Source organism: Microcystis wesenbergii FACHB-1317 (genome assembly GCF_014696875.1).
Taxonomy (GTDB): Bacteria; Cyanobacteriota; Cyanobacteriia; order Cyanobacteriales; family Microcystaceae; genus Microcystis; species Microcystis wesenbergii_A.
The window spans coordinates 1-14,512 of sequence record NZ_JACJQV010000129.1 but is presented as its reverse complement, the minus strand read 5'-3'; the positions used below and the strand labels follow the sequence as shown (position 1 = coordinate 14,512).

Annotated in this window: 13 protein-coding genes and 1 pseudogene; 10 read left to right on the top strand and 4 right to left on the bottom strand. The window is 45.9% G+C overall.

The annotated features are described in order from the left end of the window. Positions 1–190 precede the first annotated feature (190 nt). Positions 191–379 carry a hypothetical protein gene (locus tag H6F92_RS11130; RefSeq protein ID WP_199308191.1) on the top strand — a complete coding sequence of 63 codons (189 nt, stop codon included), beginning with the start codon at positions 191–193 and terminating at the stop codon, positions 377–379. A 119-nt stretch (positions 380–498) separates the two neighbouring features. Then, entirely contained in the window at positions 499–1,665 is a 1,167-nt protein-coding gene (locus tag H6F92_RS11125; RefSeq protein ID WP_190357881.1) for a cysteine desulfurase family protein, read from the top strand. Between the two features lies 1 nt (position 1,666). Here the strand turns inward: H6F92_RS11125 and H6F92_RS11120 are convergent, their stop codons facing one another. Beyond that, entirely contained in the window at positions 1,667–1,864 is a 198-nt protein-coding gene (locus H6F92_RS11120) for a hypothetical protein (RefSeq protein ID WP_016515731.1), read from the bottom strand. A 185-nt stretch (positions 1,865–2,049) separates the two neighbouring features. Between H6F92_RS11120 and H6F92_RS11115 the strand changes: the two genes are divergently transcribed. Beyond that, entirely contained in the window at positions 2,050–2,991 is a 942-nt protein-coding gene (locus H6F92_RS11115; protein ID WP_190357880.1) for a TIGR04168 family protein, read from the top strand. Positions 2,992–3,016: 25 nt separating this feature from the next. On the opposite strand, the gene H6F92_RS11110 is transcribed toward H6F92_RS11115, so the two are convergent. Further along, complete coding sequence (locus H6F92_RS11110; RefSeq protein WP_190357882.1) at positions 3,017–3,958, bottom strand: hypothetical protein; 942 nt, start codon at positions 3,956–3,958, stop codon at positions 3,017–3,019. A 160-nt stretch (positions 3,959–4,118) separates the two neighbouring features. After that, the gene (locus tag H6F92_RS11105) at positions 4,119–4,661 is read right to left on the bottom strand and encodes an NUDIX hydrolase (protein ID WP_190357879.1); all 543 of its coding nucleotides are present in this window, start codon (positions 4,659–4,661) and stop codon (positions 4,119–4,121) included. 107 nt (positions 4,662–4,768) lie between these two features. Here H6F92_RS11105 and ylqF point away from each other — a divergent pair, with 107 nt between their 5' ends. After that, on the top strand, positions 4,769–5,608 hold the full coding sequence (gene ylqF / locus H6F92_RS11100; protein WP_190357878.1) for a ribosome biogenesis GTPase YlqF: 840 nt from the start codon (positions 4,769–4,771) through the stop codon (positions 5,606–5,608). A gap of 161 nt (positions 5,609–5,769) precedes the next feature. Further along, positions 5,770–7,254 (top strand): glutamate synthase subunit beta, encoded by a 1,485-nt coding sequence (locus H6F92_RS11095; RefSeq protein ID WP_190357877.1) that lies wholly within the window; start codon positions 5,770–5,772, stop codon positions 7,252–7,254. A 188-nt stretch (positions 7,255–7,442) separates the two neighbouring features. Here H6F92_RS11095 and H6F92_RS11090 read toward each other — a convergent pair whose 3' ends face one another. Further along, a complete protein-coding gene (locus tag H6F92_RS11090) occupies positions 7,443–8,183 on the bottom strand; it encodes a response regulator transcription factor (RefSeq protein WP_002798623.1) in 741 nt (246 codons plus the stop codon). A gap of 693 nt (positions 8,184–8,876) precedes the next feature. On the opposite strand from H6F92_RS11090, the gene H6F92_RS11085 reads away from it, so the two are divergent. From H6F92_RS11085 to H6F92_RS25940, 5 genes and pseudogenes are all read left to right on the top strand, one after another. Further along, positions 8,877–9,596 (top strand): biliverdin-producing heme oxygenase, encoded by a 720-nt coding sequence (locus H6F92_RS11085; protein WP_190357876.1) that lies wholly within the window; start codon positions 8,877–8,879, stop codon positions 9,594–9,596. Positions 9,597–10,431: 835 nt separating this feature from the next. Further along, entirely contained in the window at positions 10,432–10,680 is a 249-nt protein-coding gene (locus H6F92_RS11080; RefSeq protein ID WP_002768498.1) for an acyl carrier protein, read from the top strand. Positions 10,681–10,749: 69 nt separating this feature from the next. Next, a complete protein-coding gene (gene fabF, locus H6F92_RS11075) occupies positions 10,750–12,000 on the top strand; it encodes a beta-ketoacyl-ACP synthase II (RefSeq protein WP_190357875.1) in 1,251 nt (416 codons plus the stop codon). An 82-nt stretch (positions 12,001–12,082) separates the two neighbouring features. Further along, positions 12,083–14,089: a transketolase gene (gene tkt / locus H6F92_RS11070; protein ID WP_190357874.1), complete on the top strand. Its 2,007-nt coding sequence runs from the start codon at positions 12,083–12,085 to the stop codon at positions 14,087–14,089. Between the two features lie 237 nt (positions 14,090–14,326). Next, positions 14,327–14,512: pseudogene (locus tag H6F92_RS25940) on the top strand (IS4 family transposase); the annotation flags it as partial.

Here is a 14,512-nt window from a genome sequence, read left to right as displayed (position 1 = left end):
ACACTTTTGTGGAAGCTTTAGAAGCTTTTCGGACAGCGATGTCTTTCCGTTTCTTTGAGTGGCTGACCGAGAATCGGGATGTGTTTGCCGCTTACAAAGCCAGTTTAGGCTTTATTTGGGCTTGAAATTTGTTTAAGTCCCATTATTAAATTTGTCGAGGTATATTCACTGTAATCCAGTGAAAGCGGGTTTGGTAAGTCAGCCCCAGGAATGGGAATTCTCCAGTTTTCGCGAATATGTGGGATGGAGAGAAGGAACACTACCCAATCTGGAAAGTATCGTGGCGGCGTTAGGCTCGATGGCTGCTTGTCGTTCATTTATGATGATGGATATAGATGTCATCTCTCCAGAGTTGAGGGGGCTGTTGTTAGATGAGTAGGTAGAAACCCGCTTTCTTAAAGAAAGCGGGTTTCTTGAAGAAACCCGCTTTCTAACCCTTAAGCCGCTAAACTGAGAATAGCTGCCTGTCTTGACTCTCGTTTCTCAGATTGTAAAATAATGCAAATTTATCTTGACTATAGCGCCACTACCCCCACTCATCCCCAAGTGATCGAGCGGGTTGCCACTATTCTCCAGCATCATTGGGGCAATCCCTCCAGTTTACACAGTTGGGGACAGGATACGGCGACAGTCATCGAAATGGCCAGAGAACAGGTGGCAGGGTTAATTAATGCCAATCCGGACCAGATTATCTTCACTTCTGGCGGCACGGAAGCCGATAATTTAGCAATTATCGGGGTTGCTCAACATTATAACCGCCCCCGTCATATAATTATTTCTAGTGTGGAACATTCGGCGATCGCTGAACCCTGTAAACAATTAGAGCAGCAAGGTTGGCAAATTACTCGTCTTCCCGTCAATCGTCAAGGTAGGGTGAATCCTTTAGACCTAAAAGCCGCAATTCAAAGCGATACGGTCTTAATTTCCATTATTTACGGACAAAGTGAGGTGGGAACCCTACAACCGATTGAAGAATTGGGCAGCATTGCCAGAGAAAGGGGTGTTCTTTTTCACACCGATGCGGTGCAGGTGGCGGCAAGATGCGATATTGATGTGCGGAAACTGCCCGTAGATTTATTATCTCTTTCTAGCCATAAAATTTATGGAATGCAAGGATCGGGAGCTTTATACGTCAGAGCGGGTGTCGATATTTTACCATTACTGCGGGGCGGTGGTCAGGAAAAAGGTCTGCGATCGGGAACCCCAGCCGTACCAGCGATCGCATCTTTTGGTTTAGCGGCCGAATTAGCCCAAAAAGACTTAATTAGCGAAAAAATGCGTTTAATCGCCCTGCGAGATCGATTATTTGACCTCTTAGCTGATTATCCTTATCTGCTGCCCACGGGGGACCGATTCTATCGTTTACCCCACCACGTCAGCTTTATTGTCCGTCCGGACGATGACAGTCGAATCACGGGAAAACAGCTAGTTCGTCAGCTTAATTTAGCAGGAATCGGTATTAGTTCTGGGTCCGCCTGTCATAGTGGCAAACTTTCCCCTAGTCCAATTTTAAAAGCTATGGGCTACAGCGATCGAGAAGCATTAGCGGGAATTCGTCTAACCCTGGGAAGGGACACCAGCGCCGCCGATATCGATTGGACGGCTCTAGTATTAAAACAAGTGATCGATCGCTGTTTATCTGCTTTAATTGTTAGCAAGAGTTAGTTTATGCCTCAAATTGTCCTTCGATCAAGATAATTTCGCCAAAATCGGGAATCCATGCCACCCAACGGCCCTGATCCTGTTCACAGAGTAGTAGCGCTTCATCAAAGCTGTATGGAGAGGGAAGCATTCTGAGTTGTACCCATGTGTTTGCTTGGGGGCAAGTAACAACGGCAGTAGTGCGGTATTGTAGTAAAGACATACACAGATCACCCTGATAATTCTGTATCTAAATTTACAAACAAACCGATGACTGTGGGTAACTTTGTTTTAAATCTTTACCTTTTCATTGGTAGTTTGAGAAAAAATCTCTCTTTCTTGCCCACGGTTTTCGACTACCAATCCTAGTTATGATCTTTAATGGTAAATGATAGTTAATAACTGGTAATGGTAAGTTCTTTCCCTCGCACCTATAAAATCGCCGTCATCGGTGACGTTCACGACCAATGGGAAATAGAAGATAATTTAGCTTTAGAAGCTTTACAAGTGGATTTAGCCCTATTTGTCGGCGATTTTGGCAATGAATCCCTAGAAATTGTCGGTCGGATTGCTAGTTTGTCCTTACCAAAAGCCGTTATTCTCGGTAATCATGACGCTTGGTATAGCGCCACCCCCTGGGGACGAAAACAATGTCCCTACGATCGCGATAAAGAAGATCGTGTCACCGCCCAGTTAGAATTATTAGGGGTTGCTCATGTGGGTTACTCAAAACTGGACTTACCCAGTTTAGAGCTTTCGATTGTTGGGGGTCGTCCCTTTACTTGGGGAGGTTCCGAGTGGAAAAATGGGGAATTTTTTCAAGAACGCTATAATATCAGCAGTTTTGCCGAATCTACCGCCAAAATTATCGCTAATATTCAAGATACTGCCTATAATAACCTGATTTTTTTAGGTCACAATGGTCCGGCCGGACTGGGAAAGGAAGCGGAAGCTATCTGTGGTCGCGATTGGCAACCCTTGGGAGGGGACCACGGGGATCCGGATTTAGCAGCGGCCATCGCACAAGCACAGCTATTAGGAAAACAGGTTTCTCTCGTCAGTTTCGGTCATATGCACCACCGTCTCCGTCATACTACTTCCCGTTTACGCAATCCCGTGGTCACTTCCGAGATGGGAACTGTTTATCTGAATGCTGCTAGTGTCCCTCGCATTCTCCACTCTGATAGGGGTAAATCTCGCAATTTTTCCCTAGTCACTCTTGAAGAAGGTCTAGTCACAGAAGCATCTTTAATCTGGTTGAACGATAATTTCGAGATTATCAGTAATAGAAAACTTTATCACTCCGGGTCGTCAATCGATCGCCTATCTCCCCAATCTTGTTATTCTTAATTTACATCTCCCCACACCCCACTTCCTATAGATAGTTAATTTTTTGAGCGATTAGAGGTAAAGCAAGAGCGATAGCAACACTAACAATCATACCGATAAAAGCTTTCAAGGCATCCCCTAAAACCAGTTTACCAGTGGCGGCTAAATTAGGGGTTTCTCTGGTTAAAGTCAGAGAAATTTCTCGACCTCCTAATAAACCTAAAAATACCCAAGTGGTACTCATGGGAATATGATTATAGCCAACAAAAAAGAGTAAAATTAGACCATAAATTAAGTTAATAATTGTTGCAGAACGCGGATCATGGGCGTTAGTTTTGCTAGTGACAATTTTCTCAATTTGACCACCGTGATTAATAAAAATGATGGTTTGCAGGAGTAGCATAACTGTTAGAGATAAAACTAACCATATTGCTGCTAACTGTCTGGGAAGATAGGCGAAAATATTAGCAAAATCTTGCATTAACCATTGACTCCAGAGAAACCCGGTGGATAACCACTGTAAAACTACCCAGATTTTTTGAGGTTCTTTATTAACTGTTTCTAGGAAAAAGTTTTCTAATCGATAAATAATTCGATAGATGACTAACCCCACTATAACAGCAAGAGCATAACCCCAAGCGGATTTAATTAACATTTCGTCTAGAGATTGGGGAGCAAAAACTGTTAAAACCAAAAAGGTTGTACTCACGGGTATTCCCCAAGTGGTGAGAATTAAAATTGCTAAGGGAGGAACGATATAAATCCAAGTAAAATTTTCTGGGAAGGGAATCATTTCTAGTCGATTATAAGCCACATCTCCCTGATTAATATACCAACCAGCGATAAAAATCGAGGCTAAGATTATACTGGAATACAGCCATAAAATCCACCAAGGACGTTCTTCATTGGCACTTAAAAAAGTACCTAAAGTCTGTAGGGAATCGTTGGCAACAATTGCATAAGCTGATAGAATAAAGCCAGCAATCATAAAAAAATTACTCATAGACAGTGGGAATTATGAATTATGAATTATGAATTATGAATTATGAATTGGGGAGAATAAATAAAAATAATCTCCTGACGACCGAAAACTGGCTCCCAAAAACGAAAAGTTCGTACTTCCCCATTAAGATAACCGCTAGAATTACTTAATTTTGCTTGAAAAAATCCCTCGCTAAATAGAAAGCAGCTAAACTACCAGAGACAGTAATTTCCTGCGGATTAATTTCCTGTAAAGGTCGAAGAATAACTTCAATTTCCTCGGTAATATCTAACTTTTGTTGACCGGTGGGGGTAGCATTAAAAGCCAAAAAAATATGAATTCTGTTAGTATCTTTAACAGGATTATCATACAAAACAGCTAGAGGTATTAGAGGATCACTTTGATAACCAGTTTCCTCCTCGAATTCCCGACGTGCTGCCGCAGTAATATTATCTTCACCCGCAGCTACTGCCCCGGCGGGAAATTCCAATAAAATTTCCTTAACTCCGTGACGATATTGACGGACAAAAACCAATTGATTATCCCCAGTAACTGGAACAACTAAAACAATTTCAGGACGAATATTAACGAAATAATCGTCGATAACTTGTCCAGAGGATAATTTCACCGCGTCTTGACGGACTTGACACCAACGATTATGAAAAACTAGCTCGGATTTAATAATTTGCCATTTTTTTAAATTAGTCATCGACAATCCTGTTATAGTTGCAGTGAAATTACTAAACTTTTTCTCAGATAATTATAGCTATCTAGGGACTATTTCTGATAAAATTTAATTTTATACTCCCATCTCCCATGTCGTTAATTCAATGGTATCCCGGTCATATTGCCAAAGCGGAAAGAAAACTCAAGGAACATCTTAAACTCGTGGATGTGGTCCTAGAAGTGCGCGATGCTCGCATTCCCTTAGCCTCCCATCATCCCCATGTGGACGATTGGATTGGCAATAAACCGCGCTTGTTAATCTTAAATCGTCTCGATATGATTCCCGAATCTGCCCAGCAACAATGGGTAACATGGTTTAAAAGTCAAGGAGAAACCGTCTATTTTACTAACGCTAAACAGGGAGAAAGAGTTAAAGCAATTATCAAAGCGGCGGAAAAAATTGGCGATGCAATTAACCAAAAACGCCAACTAAGAGGAATGTTACCGCGTCCAGTGCGCGCTGTGGTGATTGGGTTTCCCAATGTGGGCAAATCTGCCCTGATTAACCGTTTATTAGGGCGAAAAGTCGTTGCCAGCGCCCGCAGGGCCGGAGTAACGCGACAATTACAATGGGTACGAATTTCCGACACCTTGGAATTATTAGACGCGCCGGGGGTGATTCCTTCCCGTTTAGAAAATCAAAAGGATGCGGTGAAATTAGCTATCTGTGAGGATATTGGGGATGCTGGTTATGATAACCAAAGGATAGCGGCGGCTTTTGTCGATTTATTAATAGAATTACACTATGAAGGACTTTTACAATCTCGTTATGGGTTGAATACTCTAGACATAACCGGGGAGGATTTTATCGAAAAATTGGCCAATCTCAAATATCAAGAAGATAAAGAAAGGGCAGCCATGCAGTTACTCAATGATTTTCGTAAGGGAATAATCGGGGCTATCCCCTTAGAATTGCCTCCTTCCTCTTGAAATCGCCTGTTTTTAACTCAATAGTTAATTAACCAATTTGTCAAAATTACCGCCTGTTAGTCCACTGAGCTGCCGATAAGATTAAAGAAATCGGTAAAGTTGCGAGGATCGATCGAACTGTGAAGGAAGATAGGGAATAAACGACAGAGATAACAAAGACTATGGGCAAACCGACTGGCTTTATCGAATTCCTGCGTGAACTTCCTTCCGAACTTACCCCCCTCGATCGCCTTCATAATTGGGATGAGTTTCATCTTCCCATGCCAGAAGATAAACTCCGCAATCAGGCCGCCCGTTGTATGGATTGTGGTACACCATTTTGTCACACGGGAACCCTAATTAGTGGCATGGCCAGTGGTTGCCCGATTAATAACCTGATTCCCGAATGGAATGATTTAATCTATCGAGGATTGTGGCGAGAAGCCCTCGATCGCCTCCATAAAACCAATAATTTCCCCGAATTTACCGGTAGAGTCTGCCCCGCCCCCTGTGAGGGTTCCTGTGTTCTCGGTATTCATAATCCCCCCGTTACGATCAAAAATATTGAATGTTCGATTATTGACAAAGGTTGGGAATCCGGTTGGATTACTGCCAATCCCCCCGCCATCCGTACCGGCAAAAAAGTGGCCGTGATCGGTTCTGGACCTGCTGGATTAGCAGCCGCCGACCAGTTAAATAAAGCCGGTCACTGGGTGACAGTTTATGAACGGGCCGATCGCCCCGGGGGGCTACTAATGTACGGTATCCCCAACATGAAGTTAGATAAAGAAGAAGTGGTTCTGCGTCGTCTCCAGATGCTCGAACAGGAAGGGGTAAAAATGGTCTGTAACACGGAAGTGGGCAAGGATATCAGCGCCCAAGACCTATTAAACGAATACGATGCCGTGGTTATCTGTACCGGGGCCACCAAACCCCGGGATTTAAACATCGAAGGTCGCCAATTAAAGGGCATTCACTTCGCCATGGAGTTTCTCACCGCTAATACAAAAGCACTATTAGACGGACAGACCGGGGAGGACTTTATCTCGGCTGCGGGTAAAGACGTAGTAATTATCGGCGGTGGTGACACGGGAACCGACTGTGTGGGGACTTCCCTGCGTCATAACTGCCGTAGCGTCACCCAATTAGAGATTATGCCGCAACCGCCCCGAGAACGGGCTGCCGATAATCCCTGGCCCGAATGGCCGAAAATCTACCGTCTGGACTATGGACAAGAGGAAGCGGCCGCGCGTTTTGGCGATGACCCCCGGGTTTATACCACCACAGCGACTAAATTCGAGGGGGATAGCGAGGGTAACGTCACAGGGATTCACACGGTACAGGTGGAATGGCAACGCAACGAAAAAGGGCAGTTTATCCCCCAACCGGTGGCAGGAACAGAAAAAGTCATCCCGACGCAATTGGTTCTATTGGCCATGGGATTTTTGGGACCAGAACAGCCTTTACTCGATGATTTAGGCTTAGAAAAGGATGGCCGCAGCAATATCAAGGCCGAACATGGTCAATTTGCCACTAGCTTACCGAAAGTCTTTGCAGCGGGAGATTGTCGTCGTGGTCAAAGTTTGGTGGTTTGGGCGATTAATGAAGGTCGCGGGGCTGCCAGGGAATGCGATCGCTTTTTGATGGGGGCGACGGATTTACCTTAAACCAGTAGTTACTCTCGCCATTGTCCTGACTTGCTGGGGGTGTTTTCCCCTCGTTATAGTCAGGGCCAAAAAGAGGCCTCAGCCATAGCCATCAAAACCCAACCGCCGGTCAAACCTTCTCAATCTGAAGAGGAGGAGGAGCGACGAAACAATTGTCCCTATTGCCTATCTAGACAATTGCTCCCTGTTTAAACCGTTGCCGCCGATGAATCAAGCACCACCTGTTCATTGGTGGGTAACTCCAGACAATAACCCGCACCGTAAACGGTTTTAATATAGCGAGGGTGGCGGGGATCGGGTTCTAGTTTCGTTCTCAGATGGCGAATATGAACGCGAATAGTCTCGATATCATCATCGGGATCATATCCCCAGACCTCCTTGAGAATATCACTGGGGGAAACGGTTTGACCGTGACGCTGGAGAAGACAGTGGAGTAACTCAAATTCTAGATGGGTTAACTTGACCACACTTTCAAACCAGACCGCCTCAAAACGTTCGGGAACCAGGGTTAAAGGTCCAAAACTGAGTATTTCTGAGTGTTTAGCGGCTTGGGGAATGCGATCGGTGCGTCTGAGGAGCGCGCGCACCCTAGCTAACATTTCCTCCACCTCGAAAGGTTTGGTCAGGTAATCATCGGCACCGGCGTTAAAACCTTCCACTTTATCTTGGGTTTGTCCTAAGGCTGTGAGCATCAAAATCGGGATGTCGGACGTGCGTTCATCTCGTCGCAAACGCTGACAGACGGTAAAACCATCGACTTTGGGCAGCATTAAATCCAGCATGATTAAATCGGGTTGTAACTGGACGGCCAGGGCCTGGCCTTTAATCCCGTCCTCTGCGGGATTAACGTCATAACCCGCCATCTCCAGGTTGATGGAGACTAATTCCGCGATTGCAGGATCATCATCGATTACAAGTATTCGGGGCATTACCAGAGTGTTATGACTAAGGGTTTGGGTAGGGGGTTGCTAAATGTGTTCTCGCTGACATCGCAACTAGGGCTTTGTCTCTCAAGGGCTTGAGTTTAGGACAACATAAAGAATCCTGTACTGATTATAAGCATGATTGCTAAATTCGGTTTTAATTTGTGAAATTTTGCTGATATAAGTCTCCTGAATGTTAAGAATTTTTAAGAAGTGTAAACAGTGTTGGTCGAAAATTGATATTGGTGCTAGATTCTACCCTCTCCTGCCCAAAGATCACCTAGGGAGCAGTTTTTCACTAATAGACCTCTTGTAAAAACCAAAAATTGTTGTTAGGGTTAGGAGTCAGTAGCCAGTAGTCAGTAGTCAGGAGAATTAAGAATGAATAATAATCAGTTAAATGGTCTATTTACACACTTTATGCCATTTAATACTTATTTTTGCCGTTTTTGAACCCTGAAAAATTAATTATGCAAGAGGTTTAATCTTTACAATTGCGCCATCTCGATGGATACCGGCTTCAACCGGCGGTCAAGTCCTGCTAGAGCTAAATTTCTCCCCTAAACTCCCCCGGCGGCACTGTAAAAATTCTTAATAAAATTAGCGATCGATTCAGTTTAATCTACCAAAATAGGCGGTTTTAGTAAGCATCTGTAACGAACCCGATCCATTCTACTCATCCCAACAGGTGATCATAATATGAGCGTTAATTTATCAACTCAACTGCGAGAAGGCACGAAAAAATCCCACACAATGGCAGAAAACGTCGGTTTTGTCAAGTGTTTTCTCAAAGGTGTGGTGGAAAAAACTTCCTATCGCAAACTGGTGGCTAACCTCTACTTCGTCTATTCGGCCATGGAGGAGGAGATGGAAAAACTTTCCAGTCATCCCGTCGTTTCTAAAATCTGTTTTCCTGAACTCAATCGCAAAAATGCGCTGGAACAGGATTTATATTTTTATTATGGTTCTAATTGGCGCAACGAGATCGCTTTATCTCCCGCAGGTCAGGCCTACGTTGACCGGATTCGGGAAATCGCCACAACAGAACCCGAATTATTAGTTGCCCATTCCTATACCCGTTATCTCGGCGATCTGTCTGGGGGGCAAATCTTGAAAAAAATCGCCGAAAAAGCGATGAATCTGGAAACTGGTGGCACAGCTTTCTATGATTTTAAAGATATTCCCGACGAAAAAGCCTATAAAAACCACTATCGTCAAACCCTCGACGAGTTACCAGTAGATCAAGCCATGGCTGATCGCATTGTCACCGAAGCTAACGCCGCTTTTGGCCTGAACATGAGAATGTTCCAAGAGTTGGAAGGTAATCTAATCAAAGCGATCGGAATTATGCTCTTTAATACTCTCACCCGTCGTCGCAGCACCGGCAGCACCGAAACCGGATTGGCTACCGCCGAATAGTAGTCAAGAAAACCTAAAAAACGGAAATTCTAGAATTGGGGTAATGGTCAGCCTTGACATCCTCGCCGCCCTAAAAGTGCGGCGATTCCTAAACCTCACGATTTAAGTTTCTGCTTCCACCACCGTCGCATACCACAGTTAAAAAACCATGTACTGTCTTACACAGAGTCCACAGACTTTCGCCCCATTTCAGAAGCCCGATTCCGTGTGTCCCACGGTACGTTTCCAGCTAAACGCTTCTTGTACTTGTTGCGCGCGACTTTTTACCCGGCCAAGCTTTTCTGGTCGGAACCCCCTAAGCCGAGTTTTCAAGGTGCTGCGCCGTCCACTTGGTTTTCGAGACTGGCCTTTTAATTCTAACGTAAAGCCAACCTAGAACGGCGGGGTTTCAGACCCAAAATTTCCGATGATTATTATCCGAATTTCGGAGTTATCCGTTATATTTTTGCTTTTTATTCGGTCGTCAGGAGATAGGAGTCAGGGTGATAGGGTTTTGGGGTGATAGGGATTTAGGGGTTTAGGGAAATTTCATCCAAATGCTCCACTACCCCACTACCCCACTACTCCACACCCCACACCCCACACCCCCCCTGCCCCCCCGATGTCGGGGGGGTTGGGGGGGTCACACCCCACTTCCCCACACCCCACACCCCACACCTCACTTCCCTGATGATCGCGAAAAAACTTCATCAAGAGGGGAACAACTTCCAGTAAGATGAAAAATGGTCAGTGAAAAAGCTAACCGAAATTTATTGTCGGAAATGGTAACACCGCCCCATTTCCCCAGACCCTAGAGGCTAGAGTCAGGTAAACCAGCGGATAAAAATTGACATCCATGAGTGCAGACATTTTCGATCGAGTTAAAAAAGTTGTTGTGGAACAATTAGAAGTAGAGCCGGAAAAAGTTACCCCCGAAGCAAGCTTTGCTAACGATCTGCAAGCGGATTCCCTCGATGTGGTCGAGTTAGTGATGGCTTTAGAGGAAGAATTTGATATTGAAATTCCCGACGAAGCGGCCGAACAAATTGACACTGTAGGCAAAGCTGTTGACCATATTAGCGAGAAAGTAGGAGCAACCGCCTAATTATTGCGGGAAAATTGACAATTAGAATTAAATGTCTGGGGCAAAATCTGCCCTTATTTTTGAACAAACATGACAGAATTGCCATTAAAAAGGGTTGTCATCACGGGGATGGGTGCGATCACTCCCCTCGGCAATAATCTAGCAGACTATTGGACAGGCTTAATCAACGGCAAAAGTGGCATTGGTTTAATTACCCACTTTGATGCCTCCCGTCACGCTTGTCGCATTGCTGGGGAAGTGCGGGGTTTTGACCCCCACGAATATGTGGAGCGCAAAGAGGCAAAGCGCATGGACCGTTTCGCTCAATTTGCCGTCGCCGCTAGTTTGCAAGCGCTGCAAGATTCTCGATTAGTTATCGACGCTCTCAATGCCGATGATATAGGTGTACTAATCGGTACGGGCGTAGGTGGCATAAAAGTGCTGGAGGATCAACAGGAAATTTACTTGACAAAAGGTCCGAGCCGGTGTAGTCCCTTCATGATCCCGATGATGATTGCCAATATGGCCGCTGGTTTAACCGCTATCCACACGGGGGCCAAGGGACCGAGTAACTGTACCGTGACCGCTTGTGCTGCCGGTTCTAATGCCATCGGCGATGCTTTTCGTCTAGTACAAAGGGGTTTGGCCAAAGCGATGATCTGCGGTGGGACGGAAGCCGCCGTTACCCCCCTAGGATTGGCTGGTTTTGCCTCCGCTAAGGCCCTGTCCACCCGCAACGATGACCCCACCCGGGCCAGTCGTCCCTTTGACAAGGATCGGGATGGTTTTGTCATGGGGGAAGGGGCAGGAATTTTGATTATAGAGGAATTAGAAACGGCCTTAGCCCGTGGTGCGCGGATTTACGCCGAAATGATCGGTTATGGTCTGACTTGCGATGCCTATCACATGACGGCTCCGGTTCCCGATGGTCGTGGGGCCACCAGAGCGATCGAATTAGCGATCAAAGATGCCGGTTTAACTCCGGCGGAAATTAGCTATATCAACGCCCACGGGACCAGTACGGGGGCCAATGATCCCACGGAAACCAAGGCAATTAAAAAAGCTTTAGGAGAATCGGCCTACCAAATCCCCGTCAGTTCCACCAAATCAATGACAGGCCACCTTTTAGGTGGTTCTGGCGGTATTGAAGCCGTGGCCACGGTCATGGCGATCGCTAATGATCGGATTCCCCCGACGCTCAACCTGGACAATCCTGACCCCGATTGTGATCTCGATTACGTCCCCTACGAAAGTCGTCAGCAGATAGTTAACGCTGCCCTTTCCAACTCCTTTGGATTTGGTGGCCATAACGTCACCTTAGCTTTTAGAAAATATGCTTGAGTCGATGCCCCTGAAAGAGTAATCTTTGAGTGGCTCCCTCTTTAACCTGGTCTTATTTTTGTAGTTCATTCTAAAAAACATTATGGTTGTCGCCTCCCAATCCCTCGAAGAACTTTGTATTAATGCCGTGCGTTTTTTAGCGGTGGATGCCGTAGAAAAAGCTAAATCCGGACACCCCGGACTGCCGATGGGAGCCGCTCCCATGGCCTTTGTTCTCTGGGATCAATTCCTGCGTTTTAACCCGAAAAACCCCCAATGGGTCAATCGCGATCGTTTTGTTCTCTCCGCCGGTCACGGTTGTATGCTGCAGTACGCTTTGATGTACCTGACGGGATACGATAGCGTTCCCCTCGAGGAAATTAAACAATTCCGGCAGTGGAAATCGAAAACCCCCGGCCACCCCGAAAATTTCGTCACGGAAGGGGTAGAAGTGACCACTGGTCCCCTGGGTCAAGGGATTGCCAATGGTGTCGGTTTGGCCCTAGCAGAAGCCCATTTAGCGGCCCGTTTCAACAAACCGGATGCCAAAATTATCGACCATTACACCTATGTGATTTTGGGTGATGGTTGCAATATGGAGGGTATTTCCGGGGAAGCTTGTTCTTTGGCCGGTCACTGGGGTTTAGGCAAGTTAATCGCTCTCTACGATGATAACCATATCTCGATCGATGGTTCCACCGATATCGCTTTTACCGAAGACGTGAGCAAGCGTTTTGAAGCCTACGGTTGGCACGTTCAGCACGTTGAGAATGGTAACACCGATTTAGATGCCATTGCCAATGCGATCGCGGCTGCCAAAGCTGTCACCGATAAACCCTCGATGATTAAAATCACCACCACCATCGGTTATGGTTCCCCCAATAAGTCTAATACCGCCGATGTTCACGGGGCAGCCTTAGGAGCAACAGAAATCGAGTTAACCCGGAAAGCCTTAGGTTGGGAATACGAGCCGTTTGTGGTTCCCGATGAGGTGTTAAATCGTTTCCGGCAAGCAGTGGACAAGGGAACGACGGCAGAAACGGACTGGAATAAGTTATTTAACGAATATCAGGCTAAATATCCCGCAGAAGCGGCTTTATTTGAACAGTTAACCACCGGTCAACTGCCGGAAGGTTGGGAGCAAGCTTTACCAGTTTATAAACCCGAAGATAAGGCGCTTGCTAGTCGTAAACACTCGGAAATCTGCTTAAATGCGCTTGCGGGGGTTTTACCCGGTTTAATCGGTGGTTCGGCGGATTTAACCCACTCTAACTACACCGAATTAGAGCATTTTGGTAATTTCCAAAAAGGCAGTTATCAGGAGCGTAACGTTCACTTTGGCGTAAGGGAACACGCAATGGGGGCGATTTGTAACGGTATTGCTCTCCATAACACGGGATTGATTCCCTACGGGGCGACTTTCCTGATTTTCACCGACTATATGCGGAATTCTATCCGTTTATCGGCATTGTCAGAAACTCGCGTCATCTGGGTAATGACTCACGATTCCATTGCCCTAGGGGAAGATGGACCGACTCACCAACCCGTGGAACACGTTGCTTCTCTGCGCGCTATTCCTAACCTCTTAGTCATGCGTCCGGGAGATGGTACGGAAACTTCCGGTGCTTATAAAGTAGCGGTGAGCGAAACTAAGCGCCCGACGTTACTAGCATTATCCCGTCAAAATCTGCCCAATTTAGCAGGAACTTCCCTTGCGGGTGTGGCTAAAGGTGCTTATATTATCACCGATTGTGAAGGTACTCCCGATGTCATTCTCATCGGTACGGGGGGCGAGTTGTATCTCTGCGATAAAGCGGCTGCGGTGTTAAAAGAAGCAGGAATTAAAGCTCGCGTCGTTTCTATGCCCTGTTGGGAGCTATTCGAGGAACAATCGGCAGAATACAAAGAATCGGTACTGCCGAAAGCAGTGAAAAAACGTCTCGCAGTGGAAGCGGGTTCAACCATGGGTTGGCATCGTTACATCACCGATGAGGGGGATGTGTTGGGGGTTGATACCTTCGGCGCTTCTGCTCCAGGAGGTGTGATTCTAGAGAAGTTTGGTTTTACCGTGGATAACGTGGTAGCGAAGGCAAAAGCGTTGTTAGGTTAATTACCTGAAATCTTAGCTGTAATGAGTCAGAAAAATCTGGCTCATTTTTTTGTTTTTCTATTGTGACTGTCAGTCAGTGGACTAGGGGTCACGTCAGGCAGTTTAATCGAAGCATGGCAAAGGACAATTTAGCTTCAAGGGGTGACAGAGGGGCTACAAGCTAGATAGAGCGGGGGGTCTAGCCAAACGACCCCCTAAAGAAATAGAGTGGTTAGGACAACCACTCAAAATTTTAAAATGTTACCTTCATTCTATCAGGCTTGTTTACAGGCGAACCTTAGCGAGGCGAGCTATTTGACCTTACAGCTCCTAATCCTGCTCTTACAAAGTCATCGGATAGTCCAACTAGAGAAACTGGCCGCTCTTTTCCCGCAACCGATAACCTTTGAAAGTAGAAGACGGAATTTGCCGAGATTTCTTAAG

Coding starts and splice junctions, on each gene's coding strand:
- tkt (WP_190357874.1), top strand. CDS start 12,083: ATGGTTGTCGCCTCCCAATCCCTCGAAGAACTTTGTATTAATGCCGTG.
- H6F92_RS11095 (WP_190357877.1), top strand. CDS start 5,770: ATGGGCAAACCGACTGGCTTTATCGAATTCCTGCGTGAACTTCCTTCC.
- H6F92_RS11085 (WP_190357876.1), top strand. CDS start 8,877: ATGAGCGTTAATTTATCAACTCAACTGCGAGAAGGCACGAAAAAATCC.
- H6F92_RS11105 (WP_190357879.1), bottom strand. CDS start 4,661: ATGACTAATTTAAAAAAATGGCAAATTATTAAATCCGAGCTAGTTTTT.
- H6F92_RS11080 (WP_002768498.1), top strand. CDS start 10,432: ATGAGTGCAGACATTTTCGATCGAGTTAAAAAAGTTGTTGTGGAACAA.
- ylqF (WP_190357878.1), top strand. CDS start 4,769: ATGTCGTTAATTCAATGGTATCCCGGTCATATTGCCAAAGCGGAAAGA.
- H6F92_RS11110 (WP_190357882.1), bottom strand. CDS start 3,958: ATGATTGCTGGCTTTATTCTATCAGCTTATGCAATTGTTGCCAACGAT.
- fabF (WP_190357875.1), top strand. CDS start 10,750: ATGACAGAATTGCCATTAAAAAGGGTTGTCATCACGGGGATGGGTGCG.
- H6F92_RS11120 (WP_016515731.1), bottom strand. CDS start 1,864: ATGTCTTTACTACAATACCGCACTACTGCCGTTGTTACTTGCCCCCAA.
- H6F92_RS11125 (WP_190357881.1), top strand. CDS start 499: ATGCAAATTTATCTTGACTATAGCGCCACTACCCCCACTCATCCCCAA.
- H6F92_RS11090 (WP_002798623.1), bottom strand. CDS start 8,183: ATGCCCCGAATACTTGTAATCGATGATGATCCTGCAATCGCGGAATTA.
- H6F92_RS11115 (WP_190357880.1), top strand. CDS start 2,050: ATGGTAAGTTCTTTCCCTCGCACCTATAAAATCGCCGTCATCGGTGAC.